General features: G+C 61.6%; 21 protein-coding genes and 3 tRNA genes. 17 read left to right on the top strand and 7 right to left on the bottom strand.

Annotated features, from left to right (window positions below; all coding sequences use genetic code 11):
• Positions 1 to 16 precede the first annotated feature (16 nt).
• On the top strand, positions 17 to 1297 hold the full coding sequence (locus KI797_RS19520) for a sigma 54-interacting transcriptional regulator (RefSeq protein WP_171272829.1): 1281 nt from the start codon (positions 17 to 19) through the stop codon (positions 1295 to 1297).
• Between the two features lie 70 nt (positions 1298 to 1367).
• Here KI797_RS19520 and KI797_RS19515 read toward each other — a convergent pair whose 3' ends face one another.
• The gene (locus KI797_RS19515; RefSeq protein WP_041206550.1) at positions 1368 to 1847 is read right to left on the bottom strand and encodes a DUF1097 domain-containing protein; all 480 of its coding nucleotides are present in this window, start codon (positions 1845 to 1847) and stop codon (positions 1368 to 1370) included.
• A 371-nt stretch (positions 1848 to 2218) separates the two neighbouring features.
• On the opposite strand from KI797_RS19515, the gene msrP reads away from it, so the two are divergent.
• Together msrP and msrQ are read left to right on the top strand one after the other, a co-directional pair.
• Positions 2219 to 3223, top strand: coding sequence for a protein-methionine-sulfoxide reductase catalytic subunit MsrP (msrP, locus tag KI797_RS19510; protein ID WP_005332672.1), 1005 nt, complete (start codon positions 2219 to 2221; stop codon positions 3221 to 3223).
• A gap of 16 nt (positions 3224 to 3239) precedes the next feature.
• The gene (msrQ, locus tag KI797_RS19505; protein ID WP_042650600.1) at positions 3240 to 3890 is read left to right on the top strand and encodes a protein-methionine-sulfoxide reductase heme-binding subunit MsrQ; all 651 of its coding nucleotides are present in this window, start codon (positions 3240 to 3242) and stop codon (positions 3888 to 3890) included.
• Between the two features lie 10 nt (positions 3891 to 3900).
• Here the strand turns inward: msrQ and KI797_RS19500 are convergent, their stop codons facing one another.
• Positions 3901 to 4149 carry a PepSY domain-containing protein gene (locus tag KI797_RS19500; RefSeq protein WP_042650601.1) on the bottom strand — a complete coding sequence of 83 codons (249 nt, stop codon included), beginning with the start codon at positions 4147 to 4149 and terminating at the stop codon, positions 3901 to 3903.
• A gap of 63 nt (positions 4150 to 4212) precedes the next feature.
• Here KI797_RS19500 and KI797_RS19495 point away from each other — a divergent pair, with 63 nt between their 5' ends.
• The 4 genes from KI797_RS19495 to KI797_RS19480 all read left to right on the top strand — a co-directional run bounded on the left by KI797_RS19495 (position 4213) and on the right by KI797_RS19480 (position 7249).
• Positions 4213 to 4545 carry a PepSY domain-containing protein gene (locus tag KI797_RS19495; RefSeq protein WP_042650602.1) on the top strand — a complete coding sequence of 111 codons (333 nt, stop codon included), beginning with the start codon at positions 4213 to 4215 and terminating at the stop codon, positions 4543 to 4545.
• Positions 4546 to 4626: 81 nt separating this feature from the next.
• A complete protein-coding gene (locus KI797_RS19490) occupies positions 4627 to 5283 on the top strand; it encodes a response regulator transcription factor (protein WP_005332666.1) in 657 nt (218 codons plus the stop codon).
• 31 nt (positions 5284 to 5314) lie between these two features.
• A complete protein-coding gene (locus KI797_RS19485; protein ID WP_042650603.1) occupies positions 5315 to 6664 on the top strand; it encodes a sensor histidine kinase in 1350 nt (449 codons plus the stop codon).
• Positions 6665 to 6787: 123 nt separating this feature from the next.
• Positions 6788 to 7249 (top strand): hypothetical protein, encoded by a 462-nt coding sequence (locus tag KI797_RS19480; RefSeq protein WP_005332664.1) that lies wholly within the window; start codon positions 6788 to 6790, stop codon positions 7247 to 7249.
• Positions 7250 to 7354: 105 nt separating this feature from the next.
• Here KI797_RS19480 and torA read toward each other — a convergent pair whose 3' ends face one another.
• Both torA and KI797_RS19470 read right to left on the bottom strand, forming a co-directional pair.
• A complete protein-coding gene (gene torA, locus KI797_RS19475) occupies positions 7355 to 9835 on the bottom strand; it encodes a trimethylamine-N-oxide reductase TorA (RefSeq protein WP_226170701.1) in 2481 nt (826 codons plus the stop codon).
• Positions 9836 to 9857: 22 nt separating this feature from the next.
• The gene (locus KI797_RS19470) at positions 9858 to 10988 is read right to left on the bottom strand and encodes a NapC/NirT family cytochrome c (RefSeq protein WP_041206546.1); all 1131 of its coding nucleotides are present in this window, start codon (positions 10986 to 10988) and stop codon (positions 9858 to 9860) included.
• 321 nt (positions 10989 to 11309) lie between these two features.
• Between KI797_RS19470 and KI797_RS19465 the strand changes: the two genes are divergently transcribed.
• Entirely contained in the window at positions 11310 to 13280 is a 1971-nt protein-coding gene (locus tag KI797_RS19465) for a DNA topoisomerase III (RefSeq protein ID WP_226170698.1), read from the top strand.
• A gap of 77 nt (positions 13281 to 13357) precedes the next feature.
• On the opposite strand, the gene KI797_RS19460 is transcribed toward KI797_RS19465, so the two are convergent.
• The gene (locus tag KI797_RS19460; RefSeq protein WP_226170696.1) at positions 13358 to 14713 is read right to left on the bottom strand and encodes a TrkH family potassium uptake protein; all 1356 of its coding nucleotides are present in this window, start codon (positions 14711 to 14713) and stop codon (positions 13358 to 13360) included.
• Entirely contained in the window at positions 14710 to 15363 is a 654-nt protein-coding gene (locus tag KI797_RS19455; RefSeq protein WP_042650608.1) for a potassium channel family protein, read from the bottom strand. The genes KI797_RS19460 and KI797_RS19455 overlap by 4 nt, the downstream gene beginning before the upstream one ends.
• A gap of 124 nt (positions 15364 to 15487) precedes the next feature.
• Between KI797_RS19455 and murB the strand changes: the two genes are divergently transcribed.
• Both murB and birA read left to right on the top strand, forming a co-directional pair.
• Positions 15488 to 16525 carry a UDP-N-acetylmuramate dehydrogenase gene (gene murB, locus KI797_RS19450; protein ID WP_226170693.1) on the top strand — a complete coding sequence of 346 codons (1038 nt, stop codon included), beginning with the start codon at positions 15488 to 15490 and terminating at the stop codon, positions 16523 to 16525.
• Positions 16522 to 17487 carry a bifunctional biotin--[acetyl-CoA-carboxylase] ligase/biotin operon repressor BirA gene (birA, locus tag KI797_RS19445; RefSeq protein WP_042650610.1) on the top strand — a complete coding sequence of 322 codons (966 nt, stop codon included), beginning with the start codon at positions 16522 to 16524 and terminating at the stop codon, positions 17485 to 17487. The genes murB and birA overlap by 4 nt, the downstream gene beginning before the upstream one ends.
• Positions 17488 to 17563: 76 nt before the next feature.
• Here birA and coaA read toward each other — a convergent pair whose 3' ends face one another.
• Positions 17564 to 18502, bottom strand: a complete 939-nt coding sequence (coaA, locus tag KI797_RS19440; protein WP_041206545.1) for a type I pantothenate kinase — start codon at positions 18500 to 18502, stop codon at positions 17564 to 17566.
• 263 nt (positions 18503 to 18765) lie between these two features.
• Here coaA and KI797_RS19435 point away from each other — a divergent pair.
• The 7 genes from KI797_RS19435 to rplK all read left to right on the top strand — a co-directional run bounded on the left by KI797_RS19435 (position 18766) and on the right by rplK (position 22004).
• Positions 18766 to 18850: transfer RNA gene (locus tag KI797_RS19435), tRNA-Tyr, on the top strand.
• Positions 18851 to 18888: 38 nt separating this feature from the next.
• A tRNA-Gly gene (locus KI797_RS19430) sits at positions 18889 to 18963 on the top strand.
• Between the two features lie 171 nt (positions 18964 to 19134).
• On the top strand, positions 19135 to 20319 hold the full coding sequence (gene tuf / locus KI797_RS19425) for an elongation factor Tu (RefSeq protein ID WP_025328607.1): 1185 nt from the start codon (positions 19135 to 19137) through the stop codon (positions 20317 to 20319).
• A gap of 52 nt (positions 20320 to 20371) precedes the next feature.
• Positions 20372 to 20448, top strand: a tRNA-Trp gene (locus KI797_RS19420).
• Positions 20449 to 20508: 60 nt separating this feature from the next.
• Positions 20509 to 20880 carry a preprotein translocase subunit SecE gene (gene secE / locus KI797_RS19415; RefSeq protein ID WP_025328619.1) on the top strand — a complete coding sequence of 124 codons (372 nt, stop codon included), beginning with the start codon at positions 20509 to 20511 and terminating at the stop codon, positions 20878 to 20880.
• Between the two features lie 9 nt (positions 20881 to 20889).
• Positions 20890 to 21441, top strand: a complete 552-nt coding sequence (gene nusG / locus KI797_RS19410) for a transcription termination/antitermination protein NusG (RefSeq protein ID WP_005323644.1) — start codon at positions 20890 to 20892, stop codon at positions 21439 to 21441.
• A gap of 134 nt (positions 21442 to 21575) precedes the next feature.
• Positions 21576 to 22004 carry a 50S ribosomal protein L11 gene (rplK, locus tag KI797_RS19405; protein WP_016352267.1) on the top strand — a complete coding sequence of 143 codons (429 nt, stop codon included), beginning with the start codon at positions 21576 to 21578 and terminating at the stop codon, positions 22002 to 22004.
• Positions 22005 to 22007 lie beyond the last annotated feature (3 nt).

The following is a 22007-nucleotide window of genomic DNA, read 5'->3' as shown; positions in this document are numbered from 1 at the left end:
GTAAAGGGGTGAGAGCATGAGTCGCATTCTGCTGGTGGACGACGATGCCAGCCTGCTCAAGCTGATGAGCATGCGCCTGCGCAGTCAGGGTTATGAGGTGGATACCGCCGACAGCGCCGAGGGGGCGCTGGACAGGCTGCGTCAACAACGGGCCGATCTGGTGCTGAGCGACCTGCGGATGGGGGGCATGGACGGACTGGCGCTGTTCGAGCGGATCCAGTCCCAGTGGCTCGGCATGCCGGTCATCATCATGACCGCCCACGGCACCATTCCCGACGCCATCCAGGCGACCCGCTCCGGGGTGTTCAGCTTTCTCACCAAGCCCATCGACAAGGACGAGCTGCTCGTCACCATAGAGCACGCCCTGAGCCTGACCCGTCCGAAACAGCAGCATGAGTGGCAGTCCCTCATCCAGACCCGCAACCCCCAGATGGAGCAGTTGCTGATCCAGGCGAGCAGCATCGCCGCCATGGAGGTGCCCGTGCTGATCATGGGGCCGTCAGGTTCCGGCAAGGGGGTGATGACCCAGGCGCTGCACCAGGCAAGCAGCCGCCGTGACCAGCCGCTGCACACCATCAACTGCGCTGCCTTGCCGTGGGCGGCGCTGGATTTGCAGCTGTTTGGCGAGGATGGGCAGTCCGGCCTGTTCGAGCAGGCCAAGGGGGCGACCCTGTTTCTCGACGAGATAGGGAATCTGTCGGAGTCGTTGCAGGCCAAGTTGCTGCAGGTGCTGGCGGAATATGGTCAGGGTACCCCCGAGGTGCGGGTCATCAGCTCCAGCCATCAGGATCTGGTCACCGCCATGGAGGAGGGACGTTTTCGGGAGGATCTCTTCTACCGCCTCAATGTGGCCAACATCACACTGCCGCCCCTCAGCGCCCGCAGCGAAGATATCCCCCTGCTGGCACGTCAGGCGCTGGACGACTATCGCAGTCGCCACGACAACTGCGCGGCTCTCGGCTTTTCGCCGGAGGCGCTGGCCCTGCTGGCGGCGGCGGCCTGGCCCGGCAACGTCCGTCAGCTCTATGGGGTGGTGGAACAGCTCGCCAGCCTCTGCTGCAGCCCGGTGATAGGCGCGGCCATGGTGGAGTCGGCCTTGAGCGGTGGTGTCGGCGGCATACCCTCGTTCAACGAGGCGCGCGCCGAGTTCGAGAAGGAGTATCTGATCCGCTTGCTGCGCACCACGGAGGGGAATGTGACCCTGGCGGCCAACATGGCGGGAAGAAACCGCACCGATTTTTACAAGCTGTTGAATCGGCACGGTATCGAGGCGGCCAACTTCAAGTTGAAGAGCTGATCCCAAGGGCAAAATGAAAACGGCCTGACCACTGTGGTGGTCAGGCCGTTTTGCCATGTCGCGCCGGGTTTCAGGAGCGGGCGGGATCGGCCGCGTTCGCCGTGGCCTGGGTCTTGCTGGATAGCCAGAGACCGCTCGCCTTCATCAGATAGCCAAAGAGCGCGCCTATCACCAGGGAGGGCAGGATGAGCCGCCACTCTCCCGCCGCCCCGAAGGTGGCGCAGCAACCGGCGAAGGTGCCCGGAATGTACCCCAGCCACTGCTGCCTAGCCTGCACGCACATCAGGGTCGCCACCACCCCCGTCATCAGATAGCCCGCCATGCCCGCACCCCACCAACCTTCGCCGTGGATCAGCAGCAGTGCCCACAGCATGCCGGTGGCGTTGCACAGCAGGGTCTGCAGCAGCGCCTTGTAACCGCCGCTCGAGGCGAAATAGCTGGTACAACCGAGGAAGCCGACCCAGGAGATGAGGCCGAGGGCGGCGGCCAGTCCGCCCCAGACGGCGGAGAGGATCCCGGTCGTGATGGCGATGGCGATCAATGGGCTCATGGCATGACTCTCAGTGGTTGAATCCGGAAAAGGAGGCAGCCTACCCTTCGGCAAGGGGGCGGCAAGCAGGGGCCGGATTGTGTGTGATCTCCGTCACTCTTTTCAACTCGGGAATACGCTTGCGCTCGCGAAAAAAAATTCACTGGAGGCGTCCTTGGCCTTAGCCCATAGTTAGAGGCCCTGTCCCGCTCATGGAGTGAGTCTGATGGCGCCAAACGTGATCGTCCCCCTGCTGGTATTCATTCTGCTGTTCCTGGTCGGCACCATGGCCAAGGCGCTGCCTCTTTACCAGCCCATGTAAATTTGTGTGAAATAAAACTCGGCCGGGGCGGGTCTTATGGTTGTCAGCCTCATCGCCCCGGGAGTTTTTCATGTTGATCAAGCGCCGTTCCTCTCATCACCTCACCGAACAGGATGTCACGCCGAAAGCCGTCTATCAGGATCGCCGACTCATTCTGAAAGGGTTGGGACTGAGTGCCGCCACCCTGGCGTTTCCCACCCAGGCCAGCCTGCTGGATCTCTTCTCCGCCGAGGAGTCGACCCCGGCGCCTGCCAGTAAACCACTCAATTACAAGGCTGCGACCCGGCCGGACGGATTGACCCTGACGCCGCTTGAGAAGGCGACCAGCCACAACAACTTCTATGAGCTCGGCACCGACAAGGGGGATCCGGCCCGCAACGCCCACTACCTCAAGCCCGAGCCCTGGACGCTCAAGGTCGAGGGGGAGGTGGCCAACCCCTTTACCCTGGATGTGTGGGATCTCATCAACAAGAGTACCCTGGAGGAGCGGATCTACCGGCTGCGCTGCGTGGAGGCCTGGTCCATGGTGCTGCCCTGGAGCGGCATCCCGCTGGCGGATCTGATCCGCCGGGCCGAGCCCAACAGTCGCGCCAAGTTCGTGGCGTTCGAGACCCTCTATGATCCCGAGCAGCTGCCGGGACAGGCCTCTCGCTCCCTCGGCGGCGGCATCGATTACCCCTATGTGGAGGGCTTGCGCCTCGACGAGGCGATGCACCCGCTCGCCTTCCTGGCGATGGGGCTCTACGGCAAGACGCTGCCCGCCCAGAACGGGGCGCCCATCCGGCTGGTGGTGCCCTGGAAGTACGGCTTCAAGAGCATCAAGAGCATCGTCTCCATCCGCCTGGTGGAGGAGATGCCTCCCACCACCTGGAACCTGCTGGCGCCGAACGAATATGGTTTCTATGCCAACGTCAATCCGCAAGTGGATCACCCGCGCTGGAGCCAGGCGAGCGAGCGCTTCATCGGCGAGGGGGGCATCTTCGGCGCCAAGCGCCAGCCGACCCTGATGTTCAACGGCTATGGCGACGAGGTGGCGTCCCTCTATCAGGGGATGGATCTGCGCAAATGGTATTGAGACGGGGAGCCGACGCATGACAATGAGACTGACGACGCGCCATATCACCCTGTTGCGGGCCCTGGTGCATCTGGGGGCGCTGGGGTGCCTGCTCTGGCTGGGCTATGCCGTGCCGGCCGGGTTGCTGGGGGGGGATCCGGTACAGGGGCTGACCCACTACCTCGGCAAGGGGGCCCTGCACCTGCTGCTGCTGACCCTGCTGGTGTCGCCGCTGGCCAAACGCTGGCGCCAGGGTCAGCTTATCAAGCTGCGCCGTCCCCTCGGGCTCTGGTGCGCGGCTTGGGCCGGCTTGCACTTCATGGTGTGGCTGGGGCTGGATCTGCAGTTTGACTGGGGGCTGATCGGCGGCGAGCTGGTGAAGCGCAGTTACATAGTGGTAGGCATGGTGGCGCTGCTGTTGCTGATTGCGCTCAGCATCACCTCGATCCCGGCTCTGCTGCGGCGCATGGGGCCCAGCTGGCAGAAGCTGCACAACTGGATCTATGCGGTGGCCCTGCTGGTGCCGGTGCACTACTGGTGGTCGGTCAAGAGTGGCTGGCAGGAGCCGTTCATCTACCTGTTGCTGGCCTGCGTCCTGCTGGTGCCGCGTCGCGACAAGCTGCTGCGTCCCTGGCGCCGACCTCCGCAACCGGTCGGGAGGGCGGCGCAACAGCCGTCACGCCCATAGCAAAAGAGGCCTAATCGGCCTCTTTTTTCGTGATCTCTCCGCTGTAGGCATCGACCTGCAGCTGCACTCGCCTATCGTTGGCGTCCAGGGTTTCCACCTCGAATTTGTCCCCTTCCAGCTCGACTTCCCGAATGTCGTGATACCCTTGTGCCAGCAACAGCTTGACCAGGGCCGGCATGTCGAGACGCGCCTGAGCCGCCCAGCCAAGGGTGGAAAAAAGGCAGAGGATCAGCAGGATACTGCGTGGGATCATATTCATTCCGGATTCATGGCTGGCACACTATAAACGGCATTATGTTAGGTTTTGAGAGATGAATCACCCATGAATAGCGCGCTGCCCCTGCTGGGATTGCTGCTGCCGATGCTGGTCCAGTCGGCCCAGCCGAACGAGGCCTTGCTGCAACAGGCGGTCAGCGAGGGGCGGATCCGGCCTTTTCATGAGCTGATGGAGGTGGCTTCCCGCCTGCCGGTGCGCGTACTGCGTGTCGATCTGGGGGAGGAGGACGGGGTCTGGCTCTACGAGCTTCGGCTCATCGACGACGAGAACAGCGTCATCAAGGTAGGCTATCGCGCCGACAACCTGGAGATGGTGTGGCTCAAGGGCCATCACCTGGAACGCCTGTTCGAGCCTCGCCCGCCCCCGGAAGAGGAGTGATCAACCGGATGTTCCCCGCCCTGATGATTCGTCCCCCAATCGCCGCCGGTACAGGCGCAACTCTGCTTTGGATACCCATTTATGCGAATTCTGATAGTTGAAGATGAAAAGATCCTGGCAGGCCAGCTGGCGGAACAGCTGCGCCTGTCCGGTTTTGTGACCGATCTCTGCCACGATGGCAACGAGGCGGGTTTTCTCGGCGAGACCGAGCCCTATGATGCCATCATTCTGGATCTCGGCCTGCCGGGTCGCGATGGTCTGAGCGTGCTCAAGGAGTGGCGCAGCAAGGGGATGGACACCCCTGTGCTGGTGCTGACCGCCCGCGGTCAGTTGCACGAGAAGATTGAGGGGCTCAACGCCGGGGCCGATGACTACCTCACCAAGCCGTTCCAGGTCGCCGAGCTGGTGGCACGGGTACAGGCGCTGGTGCGCCGGGCGGCGGGCAACGCCAGCTCCATCCTGGAGATTGGCGGGGTACGGCTCGACATGGCGGCGTCTCAGGTATGGTACGAAGGAACCCCCATCAAGCTCACCGCCCACGAGTTCCGGGTGCTGGGTTACCTGATGCAGCACAGGGGCAAGGTGGTGTCGCGCAGCGAGCTGATCGACCACATCTATGCCCAGGATTTTGATCGCGACTCCAACACGGTCGAGGTGTTCATCGGCCGGATCCGCAAGAAGACCCACGCCGATCTGATCGAGACGGTGCGCGGTCTCGGCTACCGGATCAACGAATGACGCTATCGCAACCGATGACAGGGTGGACTGAATGAGACTGGTGCGTACCCTGCGGGGACGGCTGGTGGTCATCGCCCTCGTCTGGTGCGGGCTCTTCCTGTTTGCCACAGGTTTCAGCCTGCAGACCATGATGCGCAACTACTGGCAGGAGGCGGAAGCCGACGGCCTGCGGTTGCAGCTCTACGATCTGCTCTCCCGTCTCGAGATCCAGACCGATGGCCTGCCCGTCGTCACCGAGCCCATGGCGGACCCCCGTTTCCGCCAGCCCTATTCCGGCTATTACTGGCAGCTTGAGCTGGGGGATGCCGTGGTCAGCCGATCCCGCTCCCTGTGGGATGTGCACCTGAGCGCCCACGGCCTGAAATCGGCCTTCGGGGATCCGGATCTCTTCGTCGGCAAGGGGCCCAACAAGGAGCCCCTGCTGATCATGACCCGCACGGTGCTGCTGCCGGGCTCTGACAAGGTGTTTACCCTGGTGATGGCCAAGGACAGCAGTGCCCTGACCCAGACCCTGAAGAAGACCCGGATCAGCCTCTTCCTCGGTCTCGGCTTCGCGGCCGCCGGCCTGGTGCTGGGCTTCATGTTCCAGATCGTCTACGGCCTGCGGCCGCTCCACCTGCTGCGCCGCGAGCTGGGCCGGGTCCATCAGGGCCATCAGGAGGGGTTCAGGCTGCGCTATCCGCTGGAGATCCAGCCGCTGGTGGAAGACATCAACCGCCTGCTGCACCACTACGGTGAGCTGCTGCAGCGGGCCCGCTCCCACACCGGCAATCTGGCTCACGCCCTCAAGACGCCGCTCAGCATCATGCGCAATCAGGTGGCCCAGCTGCCCCCGGAGGATCAGGCCGCCATCGGCGAGCAGCTCGATAAGATCCAGCGCCACATCGATTATCACCTTGGCAAGGCGCGGGTCACCGGGGCCGCCAAGATCCTCGGGGTCTCGACCCCGGTGCGGGCACGGGTGGAGTACATCTGCCGCGCCTTCTCCCGGCTCTACCCGGGCAAGACGGTGGATCTGCAGGTGCCAGCCAACCTGGCGGTCGGGGTGGAGGAGCAGGACTTCGACGAGATGGTGGGTAACCTGCTGGAGAACGCCTTCAAATGGTCGGCCAGCGAGCTGCGCATCTCCAGCGCCGAGCTGGGGGGCTGGATCACCCTGCGTATCGAGGATGACGGTCCCGGCATGAGCGAGGATCAGATAGCCAAGGCGGTGCTGCGCGGGGTGCGCCTCGACGAGAAGGTGCCGGGCTCCGGGCTCGGCCTCAACATAGTGTCAGACCTGGCCGAAGCCTATCGTGGCAGCCTCATCATGGGGCGCGCCGAGCTGGGCGGGCTGGCCGCCTCGCTCTCCCTGCCCAAGGTGGCCAGGGTCGACGGTTAGCGCCCCAATGGGCGGTTTGGTTCCATCTTGGGACGCTCGGGCCTGTCTCGTCCTCCGAGGTAGCATGGGGGACGCACCAGGCATAAGATATGGTCCTTATTTCAAGCGGTAGGAAGGGTAGCAATGACTGACGATCCATGGGCGCTGTGCCATCTCGATGATTCGTTCGATGCCTCTGTGCTGGGTACCAAGGGGGCCCAGATCCAGTGGTTTGAGGACAGGGAGTCCCTGATCGAGTTCTTGCTGGAGGACTTTGTCGATCTGTTGGCCGATGTGGGCGAACTGGATGAGGATCAGACCGAGAGCGCCCGCGAGCGCTTCACCCTGCTGGTGGAGCAGAGTCAGGACGATCGCACCCTGATGGATGCCATCAACGATCTCGCCTCGGGCCTGCGCCGCATCGCCTGGCTGGGGCCGCTCTCGGAACTGGCCGAAATCAGCGACGACTTCGCGAGTGGTCTGCGTGCCTTCTTCTGGACCCAGTATGATGGGGACGAGGATGACCCCGAGGCTTGGGTGCCGGAAGATCTCTGGCCACAGTTGGTGGAGTGTGCTGAAGAGTACATGGTGGAGGGCGATTTCTAAGCCACGTCACCGGTCACCCAGGGTGGAATGTGCAGTTGAAGGACTCACTATCAGCAATAAAAAACGGCGCCTCGAGGGCGCCGTTTTGGTTGGTCAATCGATCACTCAGGCGTTGACCGGTACCTCATGGGCGGTGTTGACGAGATCTGGCCCGCTGTATTTCTCGATCTGCAACTGCGCCATGTGGCCGCAGTTGCCTTGCGCCAGGCTGGAAGAGCCCTCGTCGAAGGTGAGGCAGTTGACGTTGCCGTTCTTGCAGATGGCGCCCACCTCGCCCGGTTTGGCCGGATCGAACCAGGCTCCTTCGCAGATCCGCACCACGCCGGGGCGAATGTCTTTCGAGAGCAGCGCCCCCACCAGGATCTGGCCGCGCTCGTTGAAGGCGCGCACCAGATCCCCGTCCTGAATACCGCGTGTCCTGGCGTCGTCCGGGTGGATCAGGATGGCCTCTCGATCGGCGATGGCGAACTTGTCCCGCAGCGGGGTGTTGTCCAGCTGGGAGTGCAGCCGCTGGGTCGGGTGCGAGGTGTTGAGCGACAGCGGATAGCGCGCGGCTACCTCACTCTTGACCCACTCCTTGGGCTCATACCACCTGGGGTGACCGGCACAGTCGGCATAACCCATACCGGCGACCGTGTTGGAGAAGATCTCTATCTTGCCGGACGGTGTACCGAGCGGGTTGAGCAGCGGGTTCTCGCGAAAATCGGCGTGACGGATCCACTGGCGGTTCGCCTCGGGGATTGGGAAACGGATGTAGTTGTTTGACTCCCATAACATGCTGAACGGTGGCAGCGCGACCCGGGCACCCCGGGCCTGGGCGGCCATGCCGTCGTACATCTGCTTGAGCCACAGCATCTCGTCCTTGCCCTCGGTATAGGCCTCTTGCAGGCCCAGCTTGGCGGCGATGGCGCTGAAGATGTCGAAGTCGTTGCGGGCCTCGTGCTGGGGCGGCACACACTGATGCATGGGGAACACATAGCGCTGGGAGTAGTCGCCCCCCATCTCCAGATCGTTGCGCTCGTAGCTGGTGGTGACCGGCAGCACTATGTCGGCGTGCTTGGCGGTGGCGGTCCAGTAGGGTTCGTGAACGATCACGGTCTGCGGCTTGCGCCAGGCCTGGAGCAGATTGTTGGTGTCCTGATGGTGGTGGAAGGAGTTGCCGCCCGCCACATAGACCAGCTTGATGTCCGGATAGGTCACCTTGCGACCGTTGAAGTCGATGGTCTTGCCCGGATTGGCGAGGCAGTCGGCGATGCGGGCCACCGGAATGGGGGGCGGGCTGTTCTTGGGCGCGTTGCCGGCGGAGATACCCGCCAGGATCCCCCCCTTGGCGGTGGGGCTGCCACCGGAAGAGTAGTGGTAGCTGAAGCCGTAACCGCCGCCCGGCAGGCCGATCTGGCCCAGCATGGCCGCCAGGGTGACCAGCATCCAGTTCGGCTGCTCCCCGTGGTGCTGTCGCTGCATGCCCCAGCCGGCCATGATCATGGTGCGCTTGGCTGCCATGTCGAGAGCCAGCTGGCGAATCACCTTGGCCTCGACGCCGCAGACGGTACTCGCCCACTCGGCGCTCTTAGGCTGGCCGTCGTCCTGGCCAAGCAGGTAGGCGAGGAACTTGTCGAAGCCGACGGCGTAGCGGTCGAGGAAGGCCTGATCGTGCTTCTTCTCGCTATAGAGGGTGTGGGCCACCCCCAGCATCATGGCCACGTCAGTGTAGGCGTTCGGCGCAATCCACTCGGCGTTGGCCAGCTTGGCGGTCTCGTTGTAGACGGGATCGATGCTGATGACCCGGGTGCCTTTCTCTTTAAGTGCCTTGAAGCCTGCCTGACCCTCGTGATCCGGCATGTTCCAGCTGTTCTTCAGGGTGACCTGAGCGTTGACCCCCCAGAGCACCACCAGTTCGGCGTGTTCGACCACGTTGGGCCAGGCGGTCTGCTGTTCGTATACCTCGATGGAGCCCATCACGTGGGACATGATCACCTGGGCTGCGCCTGTGGAGTAGTCACCGGCATAGCCGGTGAAACCGCCACTGAGGTTCATCAACCTATGTAGCAGGGTGCGGCTGTTGTGGAACATGCCCACACTCTTCCAGCCGTAAGAACCGGCGTGGATCGCCTGCGGGCCGACGTCGCGCTGGACCCGCTGGATCTCGCCGGCCACCAGGTCGATGGCTTGCTCCCAGCTCACTCGCACCCATTCGTCGGCGCCGCGCAGCTCGGGTTTGGCGCCCGGGCCGTGCTCCAGCCAGCTCTTGCGCACCATGGGGTACTTGATGCGGTTCTTGGCATGGACCTGGAAGGGCGCCATGTCGATGAGGTCATTCGGTGCCGGATCGTCGGCCACCGGCTGGACCCGCACCATGCGGCCATCGGCGACGATGGCCTCGAAGGCTCCCCAGTGGGCGCCGGTCAGTATGCCCTTCTGGGCGGGGACCAGGGTGGGGAACTGCTCCAGTGCCGTGCTGATGGCCTGGGCCAGGGCGTGCTTCGGGAACAGGGCACCAAGCAGGGGCAGGGCGGCGCAGGCTCCCAGGCCCTTGAGCAGGCTGCGGCGGGACAGATTGGTCTGTTGATCATTGAAAAAAGTCATATCGAATTCCTCTGTTCCAGCCTTAGTGTGCCGCGCTCATGTCACTGGCGTGTTTCTGCACGTATTGGGTCAGCATGCGCGCCTGCTCCGGGGTGAGGGAGGTGCGGGACTCCATGCCCTTGATGACGCCGATCCACTGGTTGGCATTGAAGTGATCCAGCGCGGTCAGGCCGTGGCAGCCGGTACAGTTGTTGGACATCAGGGTGGAGGCGTATTGCCACAGCTTGCCCTGATCGCCGATGAGCTGGGCCTGATCCACCCAGGCGGTCAGCTTGACCTGATGCCAGGTGAGGTTGGTGGCGCCGTCGGTCTCGCTCTTGCCGGTGATCAGTGCCTGCTTGGCGGCATCGCCGACCAGCACGCTCAGGATGCGCTTGCCGGGGGCGGCGTAGAACACCTCGCTCACCCCGTCCTGCTGCCAGCCCTCGATCTGCACCTGGGCGCGGCCGTTGTCGTTGGCCAGGACCTCGACCTGGGTCGACGGCATCAGGGTACCCTCGTCCGTGGTGGCCTTGGCATCAAGGAACAGGGGCGTGGTGGCGATGGCGTAACGGGTGGTGACGCTGGCCGGAGTCTGGGCGGCGGCGGCGGCCAGTTCGCTCGCGCCGGCGGCTGCCAGCTCGCTCATGTCGGGCATGATGTGGGCGACACCGCGGTGACAGTCGATGCAGGTCTGCCCCTCCTTGATGGCGACTGGGTGTTCGGTACGGGCGTTGGGGCGCTGGGCCAGAATGTCCATGGCGGCGTAGCTGTGACAGCTGCGGCAGGTGGCGGAGTCATTGGCCTTGAGCTGATCCCAGACCGTCTGGGCCATGCGCAGTTTGTGGGCTTCGTATTTTTCGGGAGTGTCGAGCGTGCCGATCGCCTCGTGATAGATGTCCTTCACGGCGCGGATCTTGGTCCAGAGGTAGGAGGCTGGCTCATTGGGAATGTGGCAGTCGGCGCACTCTGCGCGGATCCCCTTCACGTTCTGGAAGTGGACGCTGCCCTGATACTCGGCGAGCGGTGTCTGCATGGAGTGGCAGGAGACGCAAAATTCGGTGGAGCTGGTCTTGTGCAGCACTGTGACTGTCACTCCCAGTGCCGCGACGCCCAGCAGGGCTCCGAGCAGCAGGAGCCAGAACCAGGTCTTTCTCAACATTTTTCCAAGCATGGCGGCAGTGTCCTTCGAATCGGATATTACCAATATAGTAGTAGTCTTGAGACTCGAGAGGTTGACCTCAGTCATGGTTTATATTTTGAGATGGTGCAATTTATGGATTTAAATTTCGCTTCATGTTCATTCTGTGAATTTAAATCAAAATCCAATCTCGAGATGAGCCCAGGCCCGCACTAAACCAGGCTCAGGCGGGGCAAGGTTGAACGCCAGTCCAGGCCCTGGCGTGCTCCTGCCATATGACCCGCCGCAGGATTTGGGGTTTGTGGAGGGCGCAATGTATACTGTTCGCATATACAGTGTTCAGGTGTCTCCGTCATGCGACTCTTTATCGCCGAAAAGCCCAGCCTTGGCCGCGCCATCGCCGATGCTCTACCCAAGCCTCACAAGAAGGGAGAGGGTTTCATCGAGACGGCGCAGGGAGACGTGGTGACCTGGTGTATCGGCCACCTGCTGGAGCAGGCGGAGCCCGATGCTTATGACACCACCTACAAGCAGTGGCGGATGGAGCACCTTCCCATCGTTCCTGCCCAGTGGCAGCTGGTGGCCAAGCCCAAGACCAAGAGCCAGCTTGCCGTGATCAAGCGGCTTATCAAGCAGGCCGACTGCGTGGTCAATGCCGGTGACCCGGACAGGGAAGGGCAGCTGCTGGTGGACGAGGTGATCGACTTCCTCGGCTATCCCAAGACCAAGCCGGTGCAGCGCTGCCTCATCAGTGATCTCAATCCCCCCGCAGTGCGCCGCGCCCTCGACAAGCTGCGGGACAACAAGGAGTTCGTGCCGCTGGCGGTGTCGGCGCTGGCCCGCAGCCGCGCAGACTGGCTCTATGGCATCAACATGACCCGCGCCTACACCCTGCTTGGGCGCAAGGCCGGCTGCAGTGAGCTGCTGTCGGTCGGTCGGGTGCAGACACCGCTGCTGGGGCTGGTGGTACGGCGGGATCTCGAGATAGACGCCTTCGTGCCCAAACCCTTCTACGAGGTACTGGCTCATGTGATGACGGAGCGCAACGAGGGGTTCAGCGCCAAGTGGCTGCCCTCCGAGGCCTGTGCGCCCTGGCAGGACGAGGAGGGACGGGTGCTCAACCGGGCGCTGGCCGCCAAGGTAGTGGAGCGGATCCAGGGCCAGCCAGCCCAGGTGGAGGAGGTGGAAGAGCAGGCCCGGAAACAGGCGGCGCCACTGCCTTACAACCTCTCCAGCCTGCAGATCGATGCCGCCAAGCGGTTTGGCATGGATGCCAAACGGGTGCTGGATGTCTGCCAGAGTCTCTACGAGCGCCACAAGCTCATCACCTACCCCAGATCCGACAGCCGCTATCTGCCAAGCGATCACTTCAATCGGGCGCCTCAGGTGCGGGATGCCATCGCCGCCACGGCGCCGACGTTGGCCAAGGCGGTGAGCGAGGCGGACGGCAAGATCCGCAGCAAGGCGTGGAATGACGGCAAGGTGGATGCCCATCACGCCATCATCCCCACCGAGAAACATGGCAACCTGGCCAGCCTCTCCGCCGACGAGGGCAAGCTCTATGGCCTGGTAGCCCGTCAGTACCTGCTGCAGTTCTATCCCCCGTTCGAGTACAACGACAGCCGGGTGTTGCTGCGTATCGCGGGCGGCCTGTTCCAGGCCAAGGCGAGGCGCATCCTCAAGGCGGGCTGGAAGGCGCTGCTCGGGGTCGAAGAGGACGATGAGGAGGAGGCCGGCACCCTGCCTGCGCTGCGAGAAGGGGAGCAACTGTCGTGCGAGCGGGGCGAGCTGCTGGAGAAGATGACCCAGGCACCCAAGGCATTCACCGATGCCACCCTGCTGGCTGCCATGACGGGCATAGCCCGTCATGTGCAGGATCCCGAGATCCGCAAGATCCTGCGCGAGACCGATGGCCTGGGCACCGAGGCGACCCGGGCTGGCATCATAGACCTGCTGTTCAAGCGGCGCTTCCTGGTGCGGCAGGGCAAGAGCATCAAGGCGACCCCGACCGGACGGGCCCTGATCCTGGCGCTGCCCGCCACCGCCACCACGCCGGACATGACGGCGCTGTGGGAGCAACACCTGGGTCGGATCGCCGAGCGTCAAACCGGTTACCAGCAATTTATGGGACCGCTGACGGATCAGTTGAATGCCTTGATCGATGGTGCCAGGCAAGATTCTGGGGCCAGCTTCAGCGCCCTGCCCAGGGAGGCGCCGGGGGCCAGCAAGCGGCGCTTCAGCCGCAAGAGTTCGGCGGCCAGTGGTAAAGGTGCGGCGCCCCGCAAGGGGACGGGCAAGCGCCCGGCCAGAAGCAAAGCGGCATGAGCGATCTGAGCGCTTGGCGGTTAGTTGCGGCGGTAAAGAGAGAGGGGCCATTGGCCCCTCTCTCTATCTGGCGGCAATCAGCCGGTGTAGACGTTCTCTTCCGGGTAGCGGATCCGGGTCTCGCTCGGTCTGGAGAGCATGATGGCCAGGGTCAGCGGGCCGAGACGGCCGCAGATCATCACCAGCACTAGGATGAGCTTGCCCGGCTCGCTCAGGGAGGCGGTGATACCGGTCGAGAGGCCGACGGTGGCAAAGGCCGAGACGGTCTCGAACATGATCTTGTCGAAGGGTTGCGACTCGGTGAGCATCAACAGGAACATGGCCAGCATCAATACCATGACGCTGACGATGATGATGGCGAGTGAACGGGTCACTATCTGGGGCGACAGGGTACGGCCAAACGCGGTGACATAGGGTCGTTTGGTCAGGAAGGCCCTGGTGGCCAGCAACACCACGGCGAAGGTGGTGACCTTGATACCGCCCCCCGTCGAGGTGGCACCGGCACCGATGAACATCAACATCATCATGAACAGCAGGGAGGCCGGCACCATCTGGCCGATGTCCACCGTGTTGAAGCCGGCCGTGCGCGCCGTGGCCGACTGGAAGAAGGCCGCCAGCAGTTGGCCACCGGGCCCGGCGTTGCCGAGCGTGGCGGGATTGTTGTGCTCCAGCAGCCAGAACATCAGGGTGCCCAGCAGCAGCAGGGCGGGGGTCATCAGCAGCATCAGCTTGCTGTGCAGCTTCAGCTTGCGCCAGCGATGGTTGCGCACAAGATCGACGATGACGGTGAAACCTATCCCGCCGAGGATGAGCAGGGCCGGTATGGTCAGGCTGATGATGGGGTCGTCTCTGTAGTCGATGAGGTTGTTGGCAAACAGCGAGAAGCCGGCGTTGTTGAAGGCCGAGACCGCATGGAAAAAGCTGACGTAGAGACCATGGCCCCAGCCCATCTCCGGTACCCAGCGAATGGCCATGATGGCGGTGCCGATCAGTTGGGCTATCAAGGCGAATAGCACGATGCGCTTCACCAGCTGGATGATGTTGACCGATCCCTCCTGGCCCAGCGCCTCCTTCGCCAGTATCTGCTGGCGCAGGCCGACCCGCTTGCTGAACATGGCGATGAGCAGCAGTGTCATGGTCATCTGGCCGAGGCCCCCTATCTCCATCAGTATCAGCAGGATGATCTGCCCTTGCAGGGTAAAGGCGGTGCCGGTATCCACTACCCCGAGACCGGTCACACTGATGGCCGAGGTCGCGGTGAACAGGGCATTGATGAAGGTGACCTCGCCCTTGTGACTCGAGGGCTGCACCAGAAACAGGGTTCCGATCAGGAGGATGATGAGAAAGCTGCCCAGGATCAGCCTGGCTTCACTCCAGCGGGACTCGGTATCCCGATGCAGGGCGAAGGCGTAGTTGCTGCGCCAGTTGATCATAAGGTGTCGAGCCAGTGATCGATGGCGTGCTTGTTGCCGGCGAGGATCAGGATGTCACCGAGTTGCAGCTCCATCTTGCCGGTCAGCACGTTGTGCAATACTTCGCCGCGCTTGATGGCCAGCAACTGGAAGTCGTTCTGTTGCAGCAGATTGAGATCGGCCAGTGTGCGACCATTCTGTTGCAGGCCGATCACGAACTCGGTCAGCACCATCTCGTGCCCCAGCTCCAGGTAGTCGAACAGGCGGTTGTCCAGCATGCTCTGGGCGACCCGGCGGCCCATGTCCCACTCCGGGTTGATCACCTTGTCGGCCCCCACCTTCTGCAGGATCTTGGCGTGGAACTTGTCGCGCGCCTTGACCCACACCTTCTTCACCCCCGCTTCTTTCAGCACCAGCGTGGTGAGAATGCTGGTCTCGAGGTTGTCGCCGATGGCCACGAAGACGATGTCGAAGTTGGCCAGTCCCAGCTCGGCGACCGTGGCCTCATCGGTGGCATCGGCGACGATGACGTGGTTGCACAGGGTCGCGATCTGACGGGTCTTGCTCTCGTCGATATCGATGGCCAGCACCTCGGCATTCTGCAACTGCAGCTCTTCACACAGTGCGCTGCCGAACAGGCCGAGGCCGATGACGGCGAATTGATTGTTCATTCATGCTTCCTCAACGGACTGAAGGGGCTACTCTACTCCAGCGGTTTGAGTCCGAACAGTACCCGGGTTTTTCGTCCCGGGGATCTGGGGTAAACTGCGCCCTTGCCCTTGTCGGAACACGCAGATGAAACTCACTCCCCATGCCCCCCTGTCGGCCCTCAATACCCTGGGCTTGGATGCACACTGCCTCTGGCTTGCCGAAGTCGCCAAGTTGGATGATCTCTGCCAGTTGCGGGCCAATCCAGAGTTGAGTGCCCTGCCACGCCTGGTGCTGGGTGGTGGGAGCAACATCTTGTTCTGCAATGATTTTGCTGGTCTGGTCGTGCTCAACCGAATGAAAGGCATCGAACTGCAGGATGACGGCAGCCACTGGTTGCTGCACGTGGCGGCGGGGGAGGAGTGGCACCAGCTGGTGTGCCATGCCCTGCAACAGGGTTGGCACGGGCTGGAGAATCTGGCGCTGATCCCGGGTACCGTCGGTGCGGCCCCGGTGCAGAACATAGGCGCCTACGGGGTCGAGCTGGCCCATTTCTGTGCCTATGTGGAGGCATTCAACTGGCAGAGCGGCGAGGTGGAGCGCATCGCGGCGGCCAACTGCCGGTTCGGCTATCGCGACAGCATCTTCAAGCACGATTATCAGGACTCCCACTTCATCACCGCCGTTGGCTTGCGCCTGCCCAAGGCCTGGCAGCCAGTGGCGGGTTATGGTCCCCTGGCGGCCCTCGGTGAGCACCCTAGTGCACAGGCCATCTTCGACACCGTCTGTGCCACCCGCATGGCCAAGCTGCCGGATCCGGCCGTGCTCGGCAATGCCGGTAGCTTCTTCAAGAACCCCGTGGTGACGACGGCGCAGGCCGACCAGCTCAAGCAGCAATTCCCGCACATTCCCAGCTACCCGGCCGGGGAGGGGCAGGCCAAGCTGGCGGCGGGCTGGCTCATCGATCAGTGCGGGCTCAAGGGCTTTGCCATCGGCCGTGCCGCCGTGCATCAGGAGCAGGCGCTGGTGCTGGTCAACCTCGGGGGCGCCAGCGCCATGGAGCTCATCGCCCTTGCGGCCCATGTGCGTGACAGCGTGGAGCACAAGTTCGGCGTGGTGTTGGAGCACGAGGTACGTTTCATGGGGCTCACCGGCGAGACCTGGCTGGACGAGGTGCTGGCATGACCCTCACCCCCGTCAGACAGACCCTGATCACCTTGCTGAGCGACGGCCAGTTTCATTCCGGCGAACAGCTGGGGGAGCAGCTTGGCATCAGCCGGGCGGCGGTGAGCAAGCACATGACCGCCCTCAAGGAGCTCGGGCTGGATCTGTTCAGCCTGACCGGCAAGGGGTACCGCCTGGCAGTTCCCATGGCACTCTATGACGAGGCGCAGCTGCAGGCCCTGGCCCCCATGGCGCCGGTGCACTGCTTCTCGGTGATCGACTCCACCAACCAGTATCTGTTTGAGCGGGTCAACCAGCTGAGCTCCGGCGAAAGTTGCCTGGCGGAGTGCCAGACCGCCGGTCGAGGGCGCCGTGGCAAGCCCTGGGTCTCCCCCTTCGGCTGTCAGCTGATCCTCAGCATGTACTGGCGGCTCGAGCAGGGCATGGCGGCGGCCATGGGGCTGAGTCTGGCGGTGGGGGTTGCCGTAGTGGAGGCGCTGGAATCCCTCGGTTACCCCGGGGTGGAGCTCAAGTGGCCGAACGACCTCTATTACCAGGGCCGCAAGCTGGCGGGCATACTGGTAGAGATGAGCGGCAGCGCCGGCGCCAGCTGCCATCTGGTGATCGGCATTGGCCTCAATCTGGCGATGCCGAGTCAGCAGGGAGAGAAGATCGATCAGGCCTGGTCAGAGCTGCGCCATGTTCAGCCCGAACTGGTGGATCGCAACCAGTTGGCGGCCTGCGTACTCCTGCATCTGCAAGCGGCCATGCAGACTTTCGAGCAGAGTGGTCTGGCGAGCTTCGTCGAAAGCTGGAATCGGCTCGACTACTTTACCGGCCAACCGGTGAAGTTGCTGATGGGGGAGCAGGTGATCCGCGGCATAGCCCGGGGCATCGACGATCGCGGTGCCCTGCGGCTGGAGACGGACGAGGGGATCAAGGTCTATCTGGGAGGGGAGATCTCCCTGCGCCGGGGGGATTGAGCGAGATCAGCTCATGAGAATCCAATAGAAGAGGGGGCCTGCGGGCCCCCTCTTCGTTATCCGTCGGTCGCTGCGATTACTTGCGCAGCTTGATCTGCTCAATGGCGTGCTCCTGTCCCTTGGTCAGGATCAGGTTGGCTCGCTCCCGGGTCGGCAAGATGTTCTCTTGCAGATTCAGATAGTTGATGTCTTGCCATATGTTGCTGGCAATCTCGGTCGCCTCGCTTTCCGCCAGCTTGGCATAGTGGTGGAAGTAGGAGTCCGGATCCGAGAAGGCGCCGCTGCGGAACTTGAGGAAGCGATCGATGTACCAGGCGCGCAGCAGCTCGGCGTCGGCGTCCACATAGATGGAGAAGTCGACAAAATCCGACACGAAGACTCTGTGGGGATCCTGGGGGTAATCCATGCCGCTCTGCAGCACGTTGAGCCCCTCCAGGATCAGGATGTCCGGCTGTTCCACCACTTTCTTCTCATCGGGCAGGATGTCGTAGATAAGGTGAGAATAGACGGGGGCCTCGACCTTCTCATGGCCCGCTCGGATGTTGGCGACAAACTCCACCAGATGGCGGATGTCGTAGGATTCCGGAAAACCCTTGCGGCGCATCAGCCCACGCTCTTCCAGCTCCTTGTTGGGATAAAGGAAGCCATCCGTGGTAACCAGTTCTACCCGCGGGTGTTCGGGCCAGCGTTCCAGCAATGCTTGCAGGATGCGGGCCGTGGTGCTCTTTCCCCCTGCCACGCTGCCGGCGATGCTGATGATGTAGGTGCCCTTGCCACGGGACTGGCCGAGAAACTGCTCCAGCACCCGACTACGGCGCTGCTTGGCCTTGACGTAGAGATTGAGCAGACGGGAAAGGGGCAGATAGATCTCTTCCACCTCGCGCAATGACACCTTTTCGTTGATGCCACGCAGGGTGTGCAGGTCCGTCTCTGTTAGGGTCAGGGGGACCGCATCGCGCAATAACGCCCATTGTTCGCGGGTGAATTGCAAATAGGGGTTATGCTCTGTCGTCATGGTGTCATCACTGTTTCTTGGGCAGGGCGACCATACACCAAGGGATCGGGAGCGACAAGGGACGCGTCCGGTTGGGGCGGTGGCGGAGCGTTTTTTTGCATAGATCCCGGCAATAATGCACATTTTGCAGGGCGCAATGGTTGCATCCCCAAAATCCTTACCATAAAATGCGCGACGCTTGGATGTCTGTCGTCTATTTGCCCAGCAAAAGCGACAAAAACAACGGGTGCAAGCAGAATTACCGTTGTGGCATTCGTGCAATCGGAGGGGTTCCCGAGCGGCCAAAGGGATCAGACTGTAAATCTGACGGCTCTGCCTTCGAAGGTTCGAATCCTTCTCCCTCCACCATATTTCTCTGCGGTTTGAGTTCTTTGGGTTAGAGAAATGCGGGCATCGTATAATGGCTATTACCTCAGCCTTCCAAGCTGATGATGCGGGTTCGATTCCCGCTGCCCGCTCCAAGATGCTGATATGGCTCAGGTAATTCTGAAAGCCACACCCTAGGGTGAGTTCGGCAATCGAACCTGCCTGCCAGCACCATCCTCTCTGTCCCCCTGATTCAAATCCATCATATAAACTGTTCTGTGGTTAGCTTGCCACCGCGTACTCAGCGTTAGTTTAGAGGGACGATCATGTCTAAAGAAAAATTTGAGCGTAATAAACCGCACGTTAACGTGGGTACCATCGGCCACGTTGACCACGGTAAAACCACCCTGACCGCCGCCATCACCAACGTGCTGGCCAAGCACTTCGGTGGTAAAGCTTTCGCCTTCGACCAGATCGACAAGGCACCGGAAGAGCGTGAGCGTGGCATCACCATCAACACCTCCCACGTAGAATACGACACTGCGATCCGTCACTACGCCCACGTAGATTGCCCGGGTCACGCCGACTACGTTAAGAACATGATCACCGGTGCTGCCCAGATGGACGGCGCGATCCTGGTAGTAGCCGCGACTGACGGCCCGATGCCGCAAACTCGTGAGCACATCCTGCTGGGCCGCCAGGTTGGTATCCCGTACATGATTGTGTTCATGAACAAGTGCGACATGGTAGACGACGAAGAGCTGCTCGAACTGGTCGAGATGGAAGTTCGTGAACTGCTGACCGAGTACGACTTCCCGGGTGATGACCTGCCGGTAGTACGTGGTTCCGCGCTGAAAGCGCTGGAAGGCGACGCTGCATGGGAAGAGAAGATCATCGAGCTGGCTCACCACCTGGATACCTACATCCCGGAGCCGGAGCGCGCCATTGACCAGCCGTTCCTGATGCCTATCGAAGACGTCTTCTCCATCGCTGGCCGTGGTACCGTAGTAACCGGTCGTGTAGAGCGCGGTATCGTCAAGGTAGGTGAGACTGTAGAAATCGTCGGTATCAAAGACACCGTTTCTACCACCTGTACCGGTGTTGAAATGTTCCGCAAACTGCTGGACGAAGGTCGTGCCGGTGAGAACGTTGGCGCCCTGCTGCGTGGCGTGAAGCGTGAAGAAGTTGAACGTGGTCAGGTACTGGCCAAGCCGGGCTCCATCAAGCCGCACACCAAGTTCGAATCTGAAGTGTACGTGCTGTCCAAGGAAGAAGGTGGTCGTCATACCCCGTTCTTCAAGGGCTACCGTCCGCAGTTCTACTTCCGTACTACCGACGTGACCGGTACCATCGAACTGCCGGAAGGCGTAGAGATGGTCATGCCAGGCGACAACATCAAAATGGTTGTTACCCTGATCGCGCCGATCGCGATGGACGACGGCCTGCGTTTCGCTATCCGTGAAGGTGGCCGTACCGTAGGTGCTGGTGTTGTAGCCAAAGTTATCGCTTAATCTTGGCTTACATAAATAAAGCAAAGCCCCTATAATAGGGGCTTTCTTATGCAGGGGCGTAGTTCGAATTGGTAGAACAGCGGTCTCCAAAACCGATGGTTGCGGGTTCGAGTCCTGCCGCCCCTGCCATATACCTCGTCTCGTACGGGGCTTTTGTGTCTTTGGTTACGTCAGATACAGGTGGGTTGTATGAGTGTTAGTTCTGAGGGACAGGGCGGAAGCAAGGATACCCTTCTTTGGGGCCTGGTTTTCATCATCCTGGCGGCCGCTGTAGTGGGTAATTACCTGCTCACCGATGTTGTCGCAGCCGTCCGCGCCTTGGGTGTGGTCGTTGTCATCGCTGCTGCAGGTGCAGTAGCCCTGCAAACCACCAAGGGCAAGGCAACACTGGCTTTTGCTCGTGAGTCGCGCCTGGAAGTCCGCAAGGTCGTTTGGCCAACCCGTCAGGAAGCCATTCAGACAACCCTGATTGTGCTGGCGGTGACCGCCGTGATGGGGCTGTTGCTGTTCGTTCTGGACGGTGCCTTGGTCTGGTTGGTCAACCTGATTACCGGTGTGTAAGGAAAAGCCATGACTGAACAACGTGAACAACGTATGAGATGGTATGTCGTGCAGGCATTTTCCGGCTATGAAGGCCGGGTTGCCAAATCCCTGCGTGAACATATCAAGATGCATGGCATGGAAGAGCTGTTTGGCGAAGTGCTGGTCCCGACCGAAGAAGTGGTCGAGATGCGTGCCGGCCAGAAGCGCAAGAGTGAGCGCAAATTTTTCCCGGGCTATGTCCTGGTCCAGATGATGATGGACGAGACCACATGGCACCTGGTACGCAATGTACCACGGGTCATGGGCTTCATCGGTGGCACCTCCGATCGTCCTGCTCCTATCTCCGATAAGGAAGCGGATGCCATCCTCAATCGTCTGCAAGATGCCCACGACAAGCCGCGTCCGAAAACCCTGTTTGAACCGGGTGAAATGGTGCGGGTTGCCGATGGTCCGTTCGCTGACTTCAACGGTACCGTTGAGGAAGTGGACTACGAGAAGAGCCGCGTGAAGGTCTCCGTATTAATCTTCGGTCGCTCAACGCCGGTAGAACTGGATTTTGGTCAGGTCGAAAAGGGCTGATTAAACTCTGTACGTTTAACGGTTGTCAGGGGCAGCGATTATCTCTATAATTCGCTGCCCCTTTATTTGTTGGGGAGCCGTTTGCAGGAGCATGTCTCCGAGGCGCTAGAACCCATTTTTGAGGTATTTTCGTAATGGCTAAGAAAGTCACAGCTTATATCAAGCTGCAAGTTAAGGCTGGCAGTGCTAACCCCAGCCCTCCCGTTGGTCCTGCTCTGGGTCAGCACGGTGTGAACATCATGGAATTCTGTAAGGCGTTCAACGCTCGTACAGAAAAGCTGGAAAAAGGTTCACCGACTCCGGTCGTGATCACCGTTTACAGCGACCGTTCCTTCACCTTCGAAACCAAGACTCCGCCTGCTTCCTTCCTGCTGAAGAAAGCCGCTGGTATCCAGTCTGGTTCCGCCAAGCCGAACAAAGACAAGGTTGGTAAGGTGACTGTTGCTCAGCTGCAAGAAATCGCCAAGACCAAAGAGCCGGATATGACTGGTGCCGATCTGGATGCAAAAGTACGTTGCATCGCAGGCTCCGCTCGTTCCATGGGCCTGGTAGTGGAGGATTAAGAC

This window comes from Aeromonas media (assembly GCF_020423125.1).
GTDB classification, from domain to species: Bacteria; Pseudomonadota; Gammaproteobacteria; order Enterobacterales; family Aeromonadaceae; genus Aeromonas; species Aeromonas media.
The sequence above is the reverse complement of the archived record's forward strand: the minus strand, read 5'-3'. Positions and strand labels throughout refer to the sequence as shown.